Consider the following 19,620-nt stretch of genomic DNA (forward strand, 5'->3'; position numbering starts at 1 on the left):
AAAATGAATTATTTTGAAGATGAATATGTAGTAGTTGATCTTGAAACAACAGGTTTAAGTCCATATAATGGCGATGAAATAATAGAAATTGGAGTAACAGAGATAAAAAAGGATAATATAAAACTTAATTACTCAAAGCTTATAAAACCTAGAGGTATAATTTCATCTACAATTACAAATATAACAAACATTAGCAATGAAATGGTTGAGAATGCAGAATCAATAGAAAAAGTACTACCTAGATTTAGGGACTATATTGGAGATAGAACAATGATTGCCCATAATGCAAAGTTTGATGTAGGTTTTTTAAATCATTATCTTGAAAAAATGAATCTTGAACCTATAAGAAATTACATATGCACAATGGAAATGTTAAAGAAGAACAGAAGTTATGGTGGTAAAAATAAGAAACTTGCTACTGCATGTGATTATTACGGTATAGTCAATGAAAATGCACATAGAGCGGATTCTGATACACTAGCAACTGCTAAGTTATTTCTAATTATAAGAGAACAGATATAATAAATACTAGATTGATTCTGATGTATAGGATATAATGTTTTTAAGGAATAATTTAAAATTGTATGGGAGGTAGCATGTCAGATAAGAATGATAATAATAAAATAAGACGAAGAACTATTTCCTCTACCGGTTCTAATCAAGCTGATAATAAAATTAATAATTCAAAAAGATATAGAGAAGATTCTTATGAAAGAGATATAAATAGACAAAGAGATTCTTATAGAAATTCAAATGATGGAGAATATTCATCTAGAGATAATGAAGATATAAAAATGTATAATCCAAGAAGATCTACAAGAGAATCTAGAGTAAAAGTCATAAGAGAATCTTCCTATAGAAACGATGATAAAGACTTGAAAATGTATAATCCTAAGAGAGCACAGAGAAAGTCTTCTGTATCAGATGAAAGATCAGAATCATCGCCTAAGAAAGGCAAGATAAGAATTAAAAAGCAGGCAAGTAGTGGCTCAGGTGGAAGATATAGTTCACAAAATGATGGTAAAAATAGATATAATGATAGAAATAAGGTCATTAGATTTAATCCGTCAGATATAGATGATGATTATGATGATGAAGAATATTATTATGAAGAAGTCCCAATAAGAAAAAAAAGAAAAAGAGCAAATAAATTATTTAAGAGAATAATAACTACTATTTTGATACTTTTTATTGTTGCAGGTTCAGCAGGGCTTCTTTATGTAAGAAGTATAATATCGGATATGCCTGTTCTTACTAAAAAGATGGTTTATGAAAGTTATATAAATAAGGATCCAGTTCCTCTTTCAGAGATACCTAAGACCTTACAAAATGCTGTAGTGGCTGTTGAAGATCAGAGATTCTATAAACATGGAGGAATTGATGGAAGATCTGTAATAAGATCTTTTGTAAACAATCTTACAAGTGATATGATTCAAGGCGGAAGTACTATAGATATGCAGCTTTCAAAGAATCTTTTGACTAGTAATGAAAGAACGATTAAGCGAAAAATACAAGATATGTATAATGCTATCATGCTTAATAAGATAATGACAAAAGATGAAATTTTGGAAGCCTATCTTAACAATATATATATGGGAAAATCTGCCTATGGAGTTCAGGCAGGCGCTCATCTTTATTTTGGAAAAGATGTATCTAAGTTGAATTTTGGACAGTGCACAATGCTTGCCGGTATAACTAATAATCCAAAGTTATATCAAGATTATGAACAAGCTAAAAAAAGACAGGCTGTAGTTCTATATAAGATGTACAAGCTAGGTTACATAAAGGAATATGTATACAAGGCTCAGCTTTATAGGGATACACCATTTAAGTCTGAAATAGATAAGTAATATTGAGAACCTACATATATGTAGGTTCTTTTTTAATATTATCCTAAAATAGGAGTGTAGAATTTCTACACTCCTATTTTAGGATAATATATTGAGATTGCGTGAAATAACTTTATAAATCTAATTTATAATCTTCATCTTTTATCCAAGATTTTTGCTTCATTATCTTGGCAACTAGAAGAGAAATTACTGCTGGAAGTATAAAGTGTAGAAGTATTATCTCTACAAATAAAATTGACTTATCCACACTTCCAGACATAGTTTGCCAAGTCATAAGCTGACCAACAAGACCAGAAGTACCCATACCAGCACCAGCGGGATTATTCTTCATTTTAAATATAACCGTAGATATAGGACCTAAAATAGCACTTGCAATAATTGGAGGAATCCAAATTATAGGCTTTTTCATTATGTTAGAAACTTGCAACATTGATGTTCCAATACTTTGTGCCAAAAGTCCATTCCAACCATTTACCTTGAAACTAATAACAGCAAAACCAATCATTTGAGCTGAACAACCTACTGTAGATGCACCTGCTGCAATTCCAGATAAACCTAGAATAATAGATATAGCAGCAGAACTTATAGGAAGTGTCAAAATCATACCCATAACTACTGATACAACTATTCCCATAAAGAAAGGTTGAAGTTCCGTAGAAACTTTTATAAAGTCTCCAAGAGACTGCATAGCATTAAATAAGTGAGGTCCAATTAGATATGCAATAATAGAACCAGAAATTATAGTCATAAATGGAGTTATTATTATATCTACTTTTGTTTTTCCAGATACAAGTCTGCCGATTTCAGAACCTATAACAACAGCTATAAAAGCTCCTAGAGGATCTCCTGGTCCTGAGACTATAATTTGTCCACTTTGAGAAATCATATTGCCATTAAAAAAGGCAGAACCAAATGCACCGATAAACCCTGTTACACCAGAGGCTAGTATTACTAATTTAGGTGAATTAAGTGCGTGTGAAACACCTATACCTATAACAGGTCCAGTAAGTGAAGTGGCGATAGTTGCAATTGTAATTAGAAAAATAGATATGTTTCCAGAAAGGCTCATACCTATTTGTTTTATTATTAGACCGATTATCAGGGTGCAAAAAAGCCCTAAAGCCATTCCATTTAGACCTACAATGAAATATCTATGGAATAGTTTCCACAGTATATTATTTTTTTCTTTTGACATTTTGTCCTCCTTTTATTTTCAATGTGTAATGTCAATTATTTTGAACTTTGGAAATAATATATGTCTTGACATATGTATGTATAATATTATATATCAATATATCTTTTTATTCAATTTAAAATTTATTATTTTAGGATTCTATAAAAAATTATTTACTATTTATAAAAAAAATTATATTTCTATATGTTTGATTAAAGTAATACTTTGTTATATAATTTTTTATATATTCAAGGAGGTATAATAAGATGGATTTTGAAGATATAAAATATGAAAGAATAGATTATAATGAAAGTAAAGAAAAAATAGAAGAGCTTACAAAACTAATGGATAAAAGCAATTCTTTTAAAGAATTTGAGAAATACATGAATGAAGTAAATAAAATTAGAAAGCATATTTTGACAATGAATACTGTCTCCAGCATAAGATTTTCTATAAATACAAAAGATAAGTTTTATAAAAATGAGAATGCTTACTGGGATGAAACTTCTCCTTTATTTTCAGATTTAGATATGCTTTTCTATAGAAGTATACTAAACTCTAATTTTGAAAAAGAAATAGTAGAAAAGTATGGAAAGCAATTTTATAGATATATAGAAACTCTTGTAAATTCTTTTTCAAAAGACATAATTCCTATGCTTCAAAAGGAAAATAAATTGATGTCTGAGTATACTGAACTTTTGGCTTCAGCTTCAATAAACTTTGATGGAAAAATATGTAATCTTTCTGATATGTATTCTTATATGGGAGTAGAGAATGAAGAAATAAGAAAAAACGCAATTAGATTACATACGAAGTTCTTTGAAGATAATGAGGAAGAGTTTGACAGTATATTTGATAAACTTGTGAAAATAAGAGATGAAATGGCAAAGAAAATGGGCTTTGAGAATTTTATAGAGTTAGGTTATCTTAGAATGAATAGAACAGACTATGATGAATCTATGGTGGAAATATTTAGGGAAAATATATACAATAAATATCTTCCAATAGTAGAAAATCTTTATCTGGAGCAGGCAAAGAGAATAAATGCAGAAAAAATAGATTACTATAATGAGATGTTAGAATTTGTAGATGGAAATGCTAGGCTTCAAGGAGATGGAGATTATATTATGTCTCAGGGTAGAAAAATGTATAAAGAAATGTCCCAAGAAACAGGAGAATTTATAGATTTTCTTATGGAAAATAATTTATTTGACGTTCAGGCTAGAGAGGGTAAGGCTATGGGAGGATATTGTACGATAATTCACGATTATAACGAGCCTTTTATATTTGGGAATTTTAATGGAACGGTAGATGATGTAGATGTTTTGACTCACGAAGCGGGACACGCCTTTCAAGTATATATGTCTAGAGAATTAGACATGCCGGAACTTATATTCCCGACTTTAGATAGTTGTGAAATATTTTCTATGAGTATGGAATTTTTTACTTATCCATGGATGGAATTATTTTTTGGCGATGACGCTGAAAAATATAAAAAATATCATTATGACTCAGCTCTTAAATTTTTGCCATATGGAATACTAGTAGATCATTTCCAGCATGAAATATATAGGAATCCAAAAATGAGCCCAAAAGAAAGAAAAGAAGTTTGGAGGAAATTGGAGAAAAGATATTTACCTTACAGAGATTATTCTGATTTAGAATTTTTAGAAAGAGGTGGATATTGGTTTAGACAAGGACATATATTTAAGAATCCTTTTTATTATATTGATTACGTTCTTGCTCAAGAATGCGCTTTGCAATTTAAAAATTTAATGGAAATAAATAGACAGGACGCATGGAATAGATACATTAAAATAAGTAGTTTAGGTGGAAAGTATTCATTTATAGAATTAGTTGAAAAGGCAGGACTTAAAAATCCATTTAAATAAAGAAATAAAAAAGCTTGGAGATTTTTTTCTCCAAGCCTTTAATTATTAATTATAAGTTTTTGTTGTCTTTTAACAATACATCGTGTGCTCCACCTTCTACAATAGAAGTTGAAGAAACTAATGTTAACTTAGCCTTTTTCTGTAATTCTGGTATTGAAAGAGCTCCACAGTTACACATAGTAGATCTAACCTTTGATAAAGTAAGATTTACATTGTCCTTTAAAGAACCTGCATATGGAACATATGAGTCAACACCTTCTTCAAATGAAAGTTTCTTGTCTCCACCTAGGTCGTATCTCTGCCAGTTTCTAGCTCTTGCAGATCCTTCTCCCCAGTATTCCTTCATATAAGCACCATTTATATTAACCTTATTAGTAGGAGATTCATCAAATCTTGAGAAGTATCTTCCTAACATTATAAAGTCAGAACCCATTGCTAATGCAAGAGTAATGTGATGATCATAAACGATACCTCCGTCAGAGCAAATTGGAACATAAACTCCAGTTTCTTCAAAGTATTCATCTCTAGCCTTAGCTACATCTATTACTGAAGTAGCCTGTCCACGACCAATACCCTTTTGTTCTCTTGTTATACAGATAGATCCTCCACCGATACCTACCTTAACGAAGTCAGCACCAGCTTCTGCAAGGAATCTAAATCCTTCCTTATCTACAACGTTACCAGCACCTATTTTTACAGTATCACCGTATTCTTTTCTTACCCAAGCTATTGTTCTAGCCTGCCATTCAGAGAAACCTTCTGAAGAGTCTATACAAAGAATATCAACACCAGCTTCTAATAGAGCAGGTATTCTTTCTTCATAATCTCTAGTATTGATACCAGCACCTACAACGTATCTCTTCTTAGCATCATGTAATTCATAAGGATTTTCCTTGTGAGAGTCATAATCCTTTCTAAATACCATATAAAGAAGTTTTCCGTCATCATCAAGCACTGGTAAAGAGTTTAATTTGTTGTCCCAGATTATATTGTTAGCTTCCTTTAGAGTAACATCCTTAGGAGCAAAAACAACTTTTTCTATTGGAGTCATAAATTCACGAACCTTAGTTTCACGGTCCATTCTACTTACTCTGTAATCACGACTTGCAACTATACCTAAAAGTTTACCATGACTAGTACCGTCATCAGTAATAGCTACAGTTGAGTGACCTGTTTTAGCCTTTAAGTCAAGTATATCCTGTAGGGTATTTTCAGGAGTAAGGTTTGAATCACTTACTACAAAACCTGCCTTGTGAGCCTTTACTCTAGCAATCATTGCTGCTTGGTTCTCAATTGTCTGTGAACCGTATATAAAAGATATACCACCTTCCTTAGCTAGTGCAACAGCCATTTTATCATCAGAAACAGCCTGCATAACGGCAGAAACCAATGGTATATTCATCTTAATTGAAGGTTCTTCACCTTTCTTAAATTTTACGACTGGAGTTTCCAAACTTACGTTAGCTGGTATACATTCAGCTGAAGAGTAGCCTGGAACTAATAAATACTCACTAAATGTTCTAGATGGAGTATCAAAATAAAAAGCCATAATTTCATCTCCTTTTTTAACCAAAATATGTATAATTTACATTATATCAAATTTATTCAAAAAATTTAATATTATATAAACAGTTAAAGAAAATTTTAACACCAAATCTGAAAAAAGTCTACAAAAATCTTAAAAAATTTAAAAATTCGGGTGATATGTCGAACAAAAATATAAATTTTAACTGTAAAATATGGAAAAAGAGAAATATATGATATATAATATATGATGAAGTATAATATAAGAATTTTTAAGGTAATATTTGAATTAATGAAAGGAAATTTTATGGAGTTACTAAAGAATAAGATTTTAACTGATGGAATAGTTAATGATGAAGAGGTTTTGAAGGTGGATAACTTTCTTAATCATCAGATAGACGTTACTCTTTTAAATGAGATAGGAAAAGAGTTTAAAAGAAGATTTTCTGATGTGAAGGTAGATAAGATTCTTACAGTTGAGTCTTCAGGTATTGCTATAGCAGTTATAGCAGCACAGTATTTTGACAATGTGCCTGTCGTATTTGCTAAAAAGCAGGAATCAAGAAATCTTGATCCAGAAATATATAAATCTAAAGTATATTCTTTTACAAAGAACAAAGAATATGAGATTATGGTATCTAAGAGATATATATCAAAAGGTGAAAAGGTTCTTATAATGGATGATTTTCTTGCCAAAGGAGGAGCTGCACTAGGAATGATCGATGTAATTGAACAGGCAGGTGCAGAGCTTGTGGGTGTAGGAATAGTAATAGAAAAATCATATCAAGATGGAAGTGCCATTTTAGAAGAAAAGGGTGTAAGAGTTGAATCTCTTGCACGTATTGAATCTTTAAAGGATAAAACAATAAGATTCAAATAAAACTATTAAGTGTTTTAGACTATAATTTAAATTTAATTTGGGGGTATATTTATGAGATTTTTTATCGATACAGCTAATATTGAAGAAATAAAGGAAGCTAATGAACTCGGAGTTGTCTGTGGAGTTACAACTAATCCTTCTCTTATAGCAAAAGAAGGAAGAGATTTTACAGAAGTAGTAAATGAAATAGTAAAAATAGTAGACGGTCCAATAAGTGCAGAAGTTTTAAGTATGGATCATGAAGGTATGATAAAGGAAGCTGAAAAGCTTGCAAAGATTCATGAAAACATAGTAATTAAGATACCTATGTGTGCAGAAGGTTTAAAGGCTGTAAAGGCTTTATCTGATAAGGGAATAAAGACAAATGTTACATTGATATTCTCTGCAAGCCAGGCTTTATTAGCAGCTAGAGCAGGAGCATCATATGTTAGTCCATTTGTTGGTAGACTAGATGATATATCATTTGACGGACTTTCTCTAATTGCAGAAATAACTGAAATATTTGCGGCAAACTATATACCAACAGAAATTATAGTTGCAAGTGTAAGAAATCCTCTACACGTTATAGAATCAGCTAAGATGGGTGCAGATATAGCAACAGTACCATTTAAGGTAATAATGCAGATGATCAAACATCCGCTAACTGATAGAGGTATAGAAGCATTTAATAAAGATGCTGAAAAAGCTTCACTTAATATAAAGTAAAAATATAAAACTAAATGATAGGGTGATATATGCGTAAAATTTATATTTTACGCATATATATTATTATAGAAAATATTTATTGAAAAGGAAAGAAAATGAAACAATTACACGAATTACAAAATGGAACAGACGTAAGAGGAGTAGCTTATAAAGATGAAAATAGTAATCTTGATATTACTCTATCAGAAGTAGAAGTAAGACTTATAGCAAAGGGTTTTGCAACATGGCTTACAGATAAGTTAAAGAAAAAGAACATAAAGATAGCAATAGGTATGGATTCAAGAGTTACAGGTCCAACTTTTAGAAAAGCATGTAGAGAAGATTTAGTAAGTGTAGGAGTAGACGTTTTAGATTGTTCATTGGCTACTACGCCAGCTATGTTTATGTCTACAATAATGGATGGATATAATTGTGATGGTGCTATTATGTTTACTGCTAGCCATATGCCATACATATACAATGGTATGAAGATGTTTACAAAGAATGGATGTCTAGAAAAAACTGATTTAAAGGAAGTTCTTGATATAAGTATGTCAGGAAACTTTATATCTTCAGAAAACAAGGGAAATGTAGTAGAAAAAAATCTTATAGAGGACTATTCTGAAGTATTGGTCGACAAAATAAGAAAAGGAGTTTCATCGGAAGAAAACTATGACAAGCCTTTACTAGGAATGAAGATAGTAGTAGACGCTGGAAATGGTTCAGGTGGATTCTTTGCAGAGAAAGTTCTAGGTGAGTTAGGAGCAAATACAGAAGCTAGTCAATTCTTAGAACCAGACGGAATGTTCCCAAATCATATACCTAATCCAGAAAATAAGGAAGCTATGAAAAGTATTTCAGAAGCTACAGTAAAGAATAAGGCAGATCTAGGTATAATATTTGATACAGATGTAGATAGAGCAGCTATAGTATCTTCTGAAGGACAGGCAATCAATAAAAATGCTTTAATAGCAGTAATATCAAAGATTATTCTTGAAGAAAAGCCAGGAAGTACAATAGTAACAGACTCCGTAACTTCTAATGGACTTGCAGAGTTTATTGAAAAAAATGGCGGCATACATCATAGATTTAAGAGAGGATACAAAAATGTAATCAATGAATCTATTAGATTAAATGATGAGGGAATAGAGTCTTCTCTTGCAATAGAGACATCTGGTCATGCTGCACTAAAAGAAAATTATTTCCTAGACGATGGTGCATATCTTGTTTCAAAGATACTTGTAAAGGCAGCAAAACTACATTCTGAAGGAAAGAATATAGCAGATAGTATATCAGATTTAAAGGAAGCTCATGAAGGTGCTGAATACAGAATAAAAATAAATAAAGATGAATTTAAATCATATGCTAATAATATAATAGAAGATTTGAAAGAATTTGCTAATAAGGTGGATTCTTGGACAGAGGTTGAAAAGAACTATGAAGGAGTAAGGTTTAATTGCAATGGAGAGAATGAAAAAGGCTGGTTCCTTTTAAGAGTATCTCTTCACGAACCATTATTAGTTCTTAATATTGAGTCAGATATAGAAGGCGGATGTGAGAATATTTATTCTATATTGAAAGATTTTCTTTCTAAATATGAATTGTCGCTATAAAAATTAAAAATATGAGAACTCTAAAAGCTAAAAGTTTTTAGGGTTCTTTTTTATTGCAGTTAATTTGTTGTAGTTAAAAAGTATCCTTAAAATTAAGAATAGAAGTATTTGCAAGTGTAAATGCTTGAAATAAAAGTTATCTAGAATTATTAACATAAATAATAAGTTTAAGCATGGCTTTAAAGAAACAAAAAAATTACGAATATATTTTTTCAATAACAATTAGTAACAGTTAGACATAAGTTTTTCTAATTATTGTAACAATTCTGTAAAGATATTAACGGCCTTGTAATCACAAAGTTTCAGAATATGTGGTATGATATAAATATAGAGATAAATAATATAAATTTTAAAGAAAAGGAAGTGATATTATGAAGAAGAATTTATTTGCTATAATGGTGGTACTTGCTGGTGCGTTATCAATAAGCCCTTTAAGTATTGCACTTGAAAATACGGAAAAAGAAGATAATCTACCAGACGTTATGTATGTTTCTAATCAAAATACGGAGGTTGATGGTTCGCTGACTGAAGATAGCAATAACAATGAGAATGTAAATACTGATTCTAATATTGCTAACGACAAGTTTGCTAAGTCTGATGAAGAAATAAGAAATTCTTCAGATAAAATTGGAAATACAAATCAAAATATGCAGAATGAAAAAAAGTATACTGTAAGAAACAATGAGAATATAAACACTAGTGATAGAAATTCTCAGAGACAAGTTTCTCAAGCAAGACCTTACAGTTCAAATAAGACAAATCAGTATTCAGCAACTGAAAATACAACTGTTAATCAAAATGTAAATAGTAATGCTGAAAACAAGTCTCTTAATAGAGATGAGGCACTTCAAATTTTAAAGGACAAGAATAACAAGTGTGATTACGACTATATGGGTGATGAAAATACATTCAATGTTCTAAAAGAAAAAGGTCAAGAAGGTTATGTATTCGTACCTGATGTACAGACTGACTTAGGTCTTTTTGTAAATAAGAACACAAAGGAAGTTTATACTTTCCATCCATCAGGAAGTTTAGATATTTACTAAGAGACATATAATTTAGCTATATAAAAATAAAAATACAGTAAGAGCTGTATAAATATCCATTTATGAAATAAAGCACTCAGGCTTGTATTTTGGCTGTGGGTGCTTTTTCTAATAGTCTTATTGAATGTAATATAATTTTATGCTATTATAAAATGTGAGTAAAAATATTTATAATTATGTAAATTAATTAAAGTATTACTAATATAAACATAAAGTAAGGAAGGAAAAGAATATGTGCGGATTTGTTGGATTTTTTGATAATAACGAAAACAAAGATGTCATTTTAGAAAAAATGATGAATAGAATCATTCATAGAGGCCCAGATATGGGAGGAAAGTTCTATGATGACGATGCAGCCCTTGGTTTTAGAAGACTAAGTATACTAGACTTATCTGAAGCTGGAGCTCAGCCACTATACAGTGCAGATGGAAATAAGGTAATGGTTTTTAATGGAGAAATATATAATTATCAAGATATAAAAGATGATTTGATCTCAAAAGGCTATGAATTTAGAAGTAACACAGATAGTGAAGTTTTAATACACGGCTATACAGAATATGGTGAAGACTTGGTCAACAAACTTAGAGGTATGTTTGCCTTCTGTATATGGGATAAAAAGGGAAAAAAGGCTTTTGGAGCAAGAGATCATTTTGGTATAAAACCATATTATTTCTATAATTACAAGCAAAATGGAAAAGAAAGTTTAATGATTGCCTCTGAAATAAAGAGTTTTCTTGATCATCCAGATTTTAAAAAGGAAGTTAATGAAAAGGCTTTAAAGCCATATTTAACTTTCCAGTATTCTTCACAGAAGGATGAAACATTCTTTAAGGGAGTACAGAGATTACAACCAGGACATTATTTCACTTTCCAAGATGGAAAAATGGAAATAAAGAAATATTGGGATGTAAACTTCAATGACCAACACAATAGCGTTGAAGAAAATATAAAGAAGATAGAAGATGTTGTAGAAGAATCTGTTAGACTTCATAACCATGCAGATGTTCCAATAGGATCATTTTTGTCTGGAGGTATAGATTCAAGTTATATTACAGCTTGTTTGATGCCAGATAAAACTTTCTCTATAGGATTTGAGCAGGAAAAGTTTGACGAATCAAATCTTGCAGCAGAGCTTTCAAAAATATTAGGAATAGAAAATGTTAGAGAAACAATAGATGGAGACGATTGTTTAGGTATGCTTCCAGAAATACAGTATCATATGGATGAACCTCAGGCAAATCCATCAACTCTTCCTCTTTATTTCTTATCAAAACTTGCACATGATAATGGTGTAACAGTAATATTATCAGGTGAAGGTGCAGATGAAATATTTGGTGGATATGAATGGTACGATATAGATGCTGGGCAGAAGAAACTAAAGAAACTTCCAGGATTTATAGTTAAGGGTGCAGCCGCAGTAGCAAAGCATCTTCCACAGTTCCACGGGAGAACAACTCTTTTGAGAGCAGGTAGACCCGTAGAAGAAACATTCATAGGGGAAGCTATGATATTTGAGGAAGACGAAGCTAAGGATATATTAAAACCTAAGTTCCATAAATCTAGAACAGTAAGAGAAATAACTCAGCCTGTTTACGATATGGTTAAGGGAAAAGACGATGTTACTAAGAAGCAACTTATAGATATCAAGCTTTTCATGGAAGGAGATATTCTTCAGAAGGCAGATAAGATGAGTATGGCACATTCACTTGAACTTAGAGTTCCATTCCTTGATAAAGAAGTTATGAAGGTTGGAGAAGGCATAGGTTCAGATCAAAAGATATGTAATGGAACTACAAAATACATACTTAGAAAGGCAGCTGAAAAGAAGCTTCCTGAAGATTGGTCAAAGAGGAAGAAAAAGGGATTCCCAGTTCCTATAAAGCTATGGTTTAAAGAAGAAAAATTCTATAAAATGGCTAAGGAATATTTCAATGCTGACTTTGCAGGAGAATTCTTTGACATAGAAAAGATAAATAAGCTATTAGACGATCACTATAATGACGTAACAAACAATGCAAGAAAGATATATACTATATTAGTGTTCCTTGTATGGTATAAGAGATACTTTATAGATGAAAACAGCAGTGCAAAATAGACTGTAAATTTAAGTTCGCCTAAAATGGAGTGAGGATTATGAACAAAAAGAAAATAATTACGATAATAGCGATTCCACTACTTTTAGGAACTTTGTATTCTGGTCTTAAATGTGGATTTATAAATCCAATGGTAAAAGGATTAGATGTTCATATATTAGGTGGTACTTTTATCACTAATATTAATAAATATGTAATAAAGGTAGGAGATAAAGTCGGGCTATCAGCAGGAGATTATGTTGTTGTTCCGGCTTTCTCCAAAAAACCAAATTTAAAATTTGCAATATTAGATGACAATGGAGTATTGAGTATAAAGGGCAATGATGTAATAGCAGAAAAAGAAGGTATTTCTTCTGTAGGAATTCTAAATAAAAATAGAGTTCTTAGAAAAGTTACAATAATGGTTGTAAATCCAAAGATAAATAATATGGACATAAAACTTAGCAATCCAATAAAGTATTATGGAGATATTGCAAAGATTGAGAGTACAGTAAAGATAGATGATTTTAAAAAACTAGAAAAAGGATATAAACTCAACTATTCTACAAGTAACCCGAATATATTGAAAATTAATGGAGATACTGTTGAAGCTGTCGGATTAGGTGAAGCAAAGTTAATTAGTAAGTATGATAGAAAAGAAATTCAAACGAGTTTTAATATACTTCCTAGAGTAGATAGTATAGAAATTAAAAAAAGGTATGAGTTAGAAGAGGGGCAATCAGTTGATATAAGTCCCAAGATTAAAACAAGTCCTAAGGATTCGCGTGTAGATGTGAAGTACAGGGTTCTTGATAAAAGCAACTATAAGAAATTCAATGAAAAAATATTTGATAACAATAAAGTCAAGAAATTTGGAGACAGTGGATTAGAAGAAAGTAAGGGAATTGATATAAGCAAAGATGGAGAAATAAAGGCTTATAGAGAAGGAAACTACCTTGTAGAGGTGTCTTCTGGAGAAATTAAGAAAAGGACTATTGTAGATGTTAGAGAGAGATCATTTAAAAATATAGAAGTTGAAAATCTTCAATACATTTTTAATAGGGAAAAATCTCTTTTAGAAGTTGAATTGGGATGGGATTATAATGATAGAGTAGAAAGATATAGAGTTTATGTGAAGCCAAAAGATGGAGAGTTTTCTTTATTCACAACATTCTTGACTGGAAAGAACACAATAACAAATGGAAATAGAATTTCTGAGATTATTAAACTGGATATAGATAAAAACAAAGACTATGACTATCAGATTTATGTAGCCGGATTTAATGGCGAAGAAGAAACGAAAAGAAGCAATATTATTAGAATTAGCAACAATACTACAACTGACTTCCAAAAGAAGAAAGTTAAAAAGATGAAGTATAAGGTTGATAGAGAAAATAGCACTATAGCATTTTTATGGACTCCAATAGAAGAAAATGAAAACTGTACATATAGGATATACTCGAAAGACCTTGATTACAAAGACTCTAAGTACAAATTAGTAGCTAAAAATATAAAAAATACTTCTACTATTATAAAAATTAGAGAAAGCGCTATCAATAATAATTATTATATAGTTGCAATAAATCCTGATGGCCAGATTTCAGGCTTTAGTGAGCCTGTAAAAATTAAAGAGAACTTCTCAGATTAAATAATATGGAGATGATGAAATGAGTATAATAGGTAATATAAATCGGCCTAAGTTTAGACCTACGAAATCGGATAAGCTAATAATGAAATACATGCTGGACAATATAGATGAAATACCGTATATGCAAATATCTACAATGGCACAGAAAATAGGAACAGGAGAAGCTACAATTACAAGATGCGTAAAAAAGTTAGGTTGTAATGGCTTTCAAGAGTTTAAGTTGGGACTTGCAAAGGAAATTACAATAAGAGAACAGAACAATATCTTGGATAGTAGTATAAAACAAAATGAGCCAGCTACTGAGACTGCATCAAAACTTATGTCTGCAGACATGAAGGTTTTGGAAGAAACATTAAAAATAGTTAAAAGCAGTGATATTGAAAAAGCTGCAAAAATGATTCTTTCAGCAGGTAAGGTTTGCTTTATAGGAATTGGTTTTTCTGGTATAGTATCACTAGACTCAAGTTATAAATTTATGAGAATTGGTATTGACTGTACAAGTTATGATAATAATCATATGATGGTAATGATGGCATCAATTATAAGAGAAGGCGATTTAGTTGTTGCGATTTCAAATTCAGGAGAAACTTCCGAAATATTAAATACAGTCAAAATTGCTAAAGAAAATGGTTCGAAAGTTATTGCTATAACAGGTAATCAGCAGTCATCTTTGTGTAAGCTAGCTGATTTATGTGTTTATCACTATTCTGATGAAAGTCTTTTGGAGACTGGTTCTATGCCTACTAAGATAGCTCAGTTATTTGCAGTTGAGTTAATATATACAGAAGTAGTGAAATATAATATTATAGAATCTACAAATAATAAACTAAGAACAACAGACGCTATAAAGAAGCTAGATATAGAATATCGCAAATAAATTTATTATATTGACAAAAAGTTATAAAATTGATATACTCATATACATATTGAATTGAATATTAAAACTAAGAAGAGAAGAGTAGCTATTTATCAATTATTCAGCGAGCCGAAGTTGGTGTGAGTTCGGTATAAAATAAATAATGAAGAACATCTCGGAGTTTCTGACCGAACGATTTTTATTTAGTAGGCTCAGACGGGTGGAACCGTTAAAATCCTCTAAGAGACCGTTAATCGGTAATTAGGGTGGTACCGCGATTATTTACACACATCGTCCCTTTGTTTGGGACGATGTGTGTTTTTTTATTTTATTATAAATGAATATTTATTTTTCAGGAGGAATTATGCAGAAAGAATTTTTAGAAGTTAAAAAGCTATATAGAAATAGCGAAGAATTTATAGGGAAAACAGTTCATGTAGCTGGATGGATGAGAACATCAAGAATATCTAAAAAGTTTGGATTTATAGAATTGAACGATGGTTCATTCTTTAAGAATATACAGGTTGTACTTGATGAAGAGAAGTTAGACAACTTTAAGGAATTATCAAAGCTTCCTATTTCATCATCTTTACTAATAGAAGGTGAATTAGTAAAGGTTGATAATCCTAAGAATCCAATAGAAATACAGGCTACAAAGATTGAAATAGAAGGAGTATCAGATTCTTCTTATCCATTACAAAAGAAAAGACATACTTTGGAATATCTTAGAACAATAGCTCATCTAAGACCAAGAAGTAATACATTCTCAGCAGTATTTAGAGTGAGATCAGTAGTTGCATATGCAATACACAAGTTCTTCCAAGAAAGAAACTTTGTTTATGCACATACACCATTAATAACAGGTAGTGATGCAGAAGGTGCAGGAGAAATGTTTAGAATAACAACTCTTGATATGAAGAACCCTCCACTCACTGAAGATGGCAAGATCGATTATTCACAGGATTTCTTTGGAAAGGAAACAAACCTTACTGTATCTGGTCAGTTAAATGGTGAAATAATGGCGCTTGCCTTCAGAAATATATATACATTTGGTCCAACATTTAGAGCAGAAAATTCATATACAGCAAGACATGCTTCAGAATTTTGGATGGTAGAGCCAGAAATAGTATTTGCAGATCTTGAAGACAATATGGATTTAGCAGAGGATATGATAAAATACATAATCACTTATGTTCTTGAAAATTGTCCTGAAGAAATGGAATTCTTCAATAAGTTTATGGACAAAGGTTTACTTGAAAGATTAGATAAGCTTGTAAACTCAGAGTTTGTAAGAATTACTTATACAAAGGCAGTAGAACTTTTACAGGAATCAGGGCACAAGTTTGACTATCCTGTAGAATGGGGATGTGATCTTCAGACTGAACACGAAAGATATATTACAGAACAGATATACAAAGCCCCAGTATTTGTAACTGACTATCCAAAGGACATCAAGGCATTCTATATGAGAATGAACGATGATGGGAAGACTGTAAGAGCCATGGACCTTTTAGTTCCAGGAGTAGGAGAAATAATAGGTGGTTCTCAGAGAGAAGAAAGATATGATGTTCTTATGAGCAAGATAAAAGAAATGGGTCTAAAGGAAGAAGATTATTGGTGGTATCTTGAACTTAGAAAGTTCGGTACAGCTACACATTCTGGATTTGGACTAGGATTTGAAAGAATTATAATGTATTTAACAGGAGTTTCAAATATAAGAGATGTTATACCATTCCCAAGAACACCAAAGAATGCAGATTTCTAAACAATAATTGATAATATTTTTTAAATACAGCATCTAAAAGAAATATCTTTAGATGCTGTAATTTTTTCAATTTAACAATATCATTTTAAAAATAAGAAGGAAGGAAAAAGCATTTATCTAGATTTATAATGATAGATATCGTATAATGGATGTAGGAGAATAAGTTTAGGTGGTGGTATATTTGAAAGAGATAAAAGAATCTAAAATAAGAATAAAAAGAGACAAGAAAAAGAAGGACGATTACGATACATTAGGTATAACAAGAGAACTAGAAAAATCTTTGAGAATAGATGATGAAGTAGAGAAAGAAAAGCATAGGGTAAAGGAAAAAGTTAGAAGGAAAATAACTAAAAATGTTATTGCAGTGTTTGGAGTGTTGGTAGCAATATCCATAGTTGGATTTTTTGTTTGGCTAAATGATACTTATAAAACTAATGAATATGCTGCACACTATATGATTTCTACACCTCATGTAGAAGTTGAAAATGAAAAAAATGGAACATTAGTGTTTAAGCCAAAGTCAGGAGCAAGCAAGACAGGTGTTATAATATATCCTGGACAGAAGATAGAGCCTAAATCATATGCTAGACTGTCTAATATGATAGCAAATAGCAAGTATACAGTATATGTTCCTAAGTTGAGATTTAATTTTTCTTCATTTTCATCAAATCTTGCAAGCAAGATAATAAAAGAAAATCCAGAAATAACAAAATGGTATTTAGTGGCACATTCTACTAGTGGTGATGTGGCTCTTAATGAGGCTGCAAATCAAAAGAAAATTTTAGGAGTTGTGTTTTTAGGAACATATCCTAGTGGAGATGATTTGAAGCTTATAAACAAACCAGTTCTTTCAATATGGGGAACGAAGGATGGAATACTTGATTTTACTAAGTTTAATGAATATAAGAATAATATGCCTTCAAATGCACATTTTTATGAAATAGTTGGTGGAAACAATACTAATTTTGCTGACATAGAGACGATACCAAATGATAATAAGTCTATAATAAGTGCAGAAGAACAGCAGATGCAGGCTGCAAATGAAATAGTAAGCTTTATAAAGGGGTCAGAAGAACAGATTAAAAATTAGGAGAGAGCTATGAGTGAAAAGTATATTATGGCACTTGATGCCGGAACAACAAGCTGTAGAGCAATTCTATTTAAAAAAGACGGTACTATACATAAAATTTCCCAAAAGGAGTTTAACCAATATTATCCAAAATCTGCTTGGGTAGAACATGATGCAATGGAAATATGGGGTACTATGATGGGAGTTATGAGAGAGGTAATAGAGATGTCTTTCATATCTCCCCAAGATATATCCTGTCTTGGAATTACAAATCAGAGAGAGACGACTGTAGTATGGAATAAACATACAGGTAAACCAGTATATAATGCTATTGTGTGGCAGTGCAGAAGAACTGCGGATTATTGTGAGGAACTAGAAAAAATGGGTTATTCCGAAATGATAAAATCAAAAACAGGTCTTAAAATAGACGCCTATTTTTCTGCAACTAAAATAAAGTGGATTTTGGACAATGTTAAGGGTGCAAGAGAAGAAGCGGAAAAAGGAAATCTTCTTTTTGGTACTATAGACACTTGGATTATATGGAATCTTACAAGAGGTAAGTCTCATGTAACTGATTATACAAATGCTTCAAGAACAATGCTATTTAATCTTAATAGTCTTCAGTGGGATGATGAACTGATAGAGCTATTTGATATACCAAAGTCAATGCTTCCAGAGGTATTGCCATCTAGTGGTATTTTGGGACATACAGACAAAAAAATGCTTGCAGGAGCCGAAATAGCTATTTCAGGATGTGCTGGAGATCAACAAGCATCTATGTTTGGACAAGCTTGTTTTGACCTTGGAGATGTGAAAAACACTTATGGAACAGGTTGCTTTGTTATGATGAATACTGGAGATAGACCTATTTATTCAAACTACGGTCTTCTTACGACTATTGCATGGGGAATAGGAGACAGGATAGAGTATGCCCTTGAAGGGAGTATATTTATTGCTGGCTCTCTGATACAGTGGCTTAGGGATGAATTGAAAATGATAGATACATCTGAAGATAGCGAGTATTATTCAATGAAAGTAAAGGATAATAATGGAGTATATATAGTTCCTGCATTTACAGGACTTGGTGCTCCATATTGGGATATGTACGCCAGAGGAACAATAGTAGGTCTTACTAGATCATCTAAGAAGGAACATATTATAAGAGCGTCCTTAGAAGCAATAGCATATCAAAGTAAAGATGTAATAATGGCAATGAATGATGATTCAAAAATTAATATAAATAAACTTAAGGTAGACGGTGGTGCTAGCAATAATGGTTTCTTAATGCAATTCCAGTCTAATATACTGAATATAGATGTCTACAAGTCAAAGCTTTCAGAGAGTACAGCTCTTGGAGCAGCTTTTCTTGCAGGATTAGGTATAGGTATGTATAAAGATAAAGATGAAATCAAGAGCATCTGTTCATATGACAAAGTATATAGAGCAGATGATGATAGAGAAAAATACGAAAATTACTATAAAAATTGGAAAAAAGCAGTAGGGAGATCATTTAGCTGGGCAAAATAAGCAATAAGGTGGTGATATAT

General features: G+C 31.3%; 15 protein-coding genes and 1 other annotated feature. Of the genes, 13 read left to right on the top strand and 2 right to left on the bottom strand.

Going from position 1 to position 19,620, the window contains the following annotated elements:
* Positions 1-3: 3 nt before the first annotated feature.
* Together BMY82_RS00765 and BMY82_RS00770 are read left to right on the top strand one after the other, a co-directional pair.
* The gene (locus BMY82_RS00765) at positions 4-522 is read left to right on the top strand and encodes a 3'-5' exonuclease (protein WP_091973306.1); all 519 of its coding nucleotides are present in this window, start codon (positions 4-6) and stop codon (positions 520-522) included.
* A gap of 74 nt (positions 523-596) precedes the next feature.
* Complete coding sequence (locus BMY82_RS00770; RefSeq protein ID WP_242938876.1) at positions 597-1,850, top strand: biosynthetic peptidoglycan transglycosylase; 1,254 nt, start codon at positions 597-599, stop codon at positions 1,848-1,850.
* A gap of 112 nt (positions 1,851-1,962) precedes the next feature.
* Here BMY82_RS00770 and BMY82_RS00775 read toward each other — a convergent pair whose 3' ends face one another.
* Positions 1,963-3,045, bottom strand: coding sequence for a PTS sugar transporter subunit IIC (locus BMY82_RS00775; RefSeq protein ID WP_091973312.1), 1,083 nt, complete (start codon positions 3,043-3,045; stop codon positions 1,963-1,965).
* Positions 3,046-3,290: 245 nt separating this feature from the next.
* On the opposite strand from BMY82_RS00775, the gene BMY82_RS00780 reads away from it, so the two are divergent.
* Positions 3,291-4,916, top strand: a complete 1,626-nt coding sequence (locus tag BMY82_RS00780) for a M3 family oligoendopeptidase (protein ID WP_091973314.1) — start codon at positions 3,291-3,293, stop codon at positions 4,914-4,916.
* 49 nt (positions 4,917-4,965) lie between these two features.
* On the opposite strand, the gene BMY82_RS00785 is transcribed toward BMY82_RS00780, so the two are convergent.
* The gene (locus BMY82_RS00785) at positions 4,966-6,465 is read right to left on the bottom strand and encodes an IMP dehydrogenase (RefSeq protein WP_091973317.1); all 1,500 of its coding nucleotides are present in this window, start codon (positions 6,463-6,465) and stop codon (positions 4,966-4,968) included.
* 282 nt (positions 6,466-6,747) lie between these two features.
* Here BMY82_RS00785 and BMY82_RS00790 point away from each other — a divergent pair, with 282 nt between their 5' ends.
* The 10 genes from BMY82_RS00790 (at position 6,748) to glpK (ending at position 19,600) form a co-directional block, all read left to right on the top strand.
* Positions 6,748-7,320: a xanthine phosphoribosyltransferase gene (locus BMY82_RS00790; protein WP_091973704.1), complete on the top strand. Its 573-nt coding sequence runs from the start codon at positions 6,748-6,750 to the stop codon at positions 7,318-7,320.
* A 51-nt stretch (positions 7,321-7,371) separates the two neighbouring features.
* The gene (gene fsa, locus BMY82_RS00795; protein WP_091973320.1) at positions 7,372-8,025 is read left to right on the top strand and encodes a fructose-6-phosphate aldolase; all 654 of its coding nucleotides are present in this window, start codon (positions 7,372-7,374) and stop codon (positions 8,023-8,025) included.
* 95 nt (positions 8,026-8,120) lie between these two features.
* Complete coding sequence (locus BMY82_RS00800) at positions 8,121-9,617, top strand: phosphohexomutase domain-containing protein (RefSeq protein ID WP_091973322.1); 1,497 nt, start codon at positions 8,121-8,123, stop codon at positions 9,615-9,617.
* 371 nt (positions 9,618-9,988) lie between these two features.
* Complete coding sequence (locus BMY82_RS00805) at positions 9,989-10,663, top strand: hypothetical protein (protein WP_091973325.1); 675 nt, start codon at positions 9,989-9,991, stop codon at positions 10,661-10,663.
* A 232-nt stretch (positions 10,664-10,895) separates the two neighbouring features.
* Positions 10,896-12,758 (top strand): asparagine synthase (glutamine-hydrolyzing), encoded by a 1,863-nt coding sequence (gene asnB / locus BMY82_RS00810; RefSeq protein ID WP_091973328.1) that lies wholly within the window; start codon positions 10,896-10,898, stop codon positions 12,756-12,758.
* A 38-nt stretch (positions 12,759-12,796) separates the two neighbouring features.
* Positions 12,797-14,383 carry a fibronectin type III domain-containing protein gene (locus BMY82_RS00815; RefSeq protein ID WP_091973331.1) on the top strand — a complete coding sequence of 529 codons (1,587 nt, stop codon included), beginning with the start codon at positions 12,797-12,799 and terminating at the stop codon, positions 14,381-14,383.
* Between the two features lie 19 nt (positions 14,384-14,402).
* Complete coding sequence (locus BMY82_RS00820; RefSeq protein WP_091973334.1) at positions 14,403-15,260, top strand: MurR/RpiR family transcriptional regulator; 858 nt, start codon at positions 14,403-14,405, stop codon at positions 15,258-15,260.
* 60 nt (positions 15,261-15,320) lie between these two features.
* Positions 15,321-15,541, top strand: a binding site (T-box leader).
* Between the two features lie 62 nt (positions 15,542-15,603).
* Entirely contained in the window at positions 15,604-17,004 is a 1,401-nt protein-coding gene (asnS, locus tag BMY82_RS00825; protein WP_091973337.1) for an asparagine--tRNA ligase, read from the top strand.
* Between the two features lie 181 nt (positions 17,005-17,185).
* Complete coding sequence (locus BMY82_RS00830; RefSeq protein ID WP_091973340.1) at positions 17,186-18,094, top strand: alpha/beta hydrolase; 909 nt, start codon at positions 17,186-17,188, stop codon at positions 18,092-18,094.
* Between the two features lie 9 nt (positions 18,095-18,103).
* Positions 18,104-19,600, top strand: coding sequence for a glycerol kinase GlpK (glpK, locus tag BMY82_RS00835; RefSeq protein ID WP_091973343.1), 1,497 nt, complete (start codon positions 18,104-18,106; stop codon positions 19,598-19,600).
* Positions 19,601-19,620 lie beyond the last annotated feature (20 nt).

The sequence above is a fragment of the Peptostreptococcus russellii genome (genome assembly GCF_900110295.1).
Lineage (GTDB): Bacteria > Bacillota > Clostridia > Peptostreptococcales > Peptostreptococcaceae > Peptostreptococcus > Peptostreptococcus russellii_A.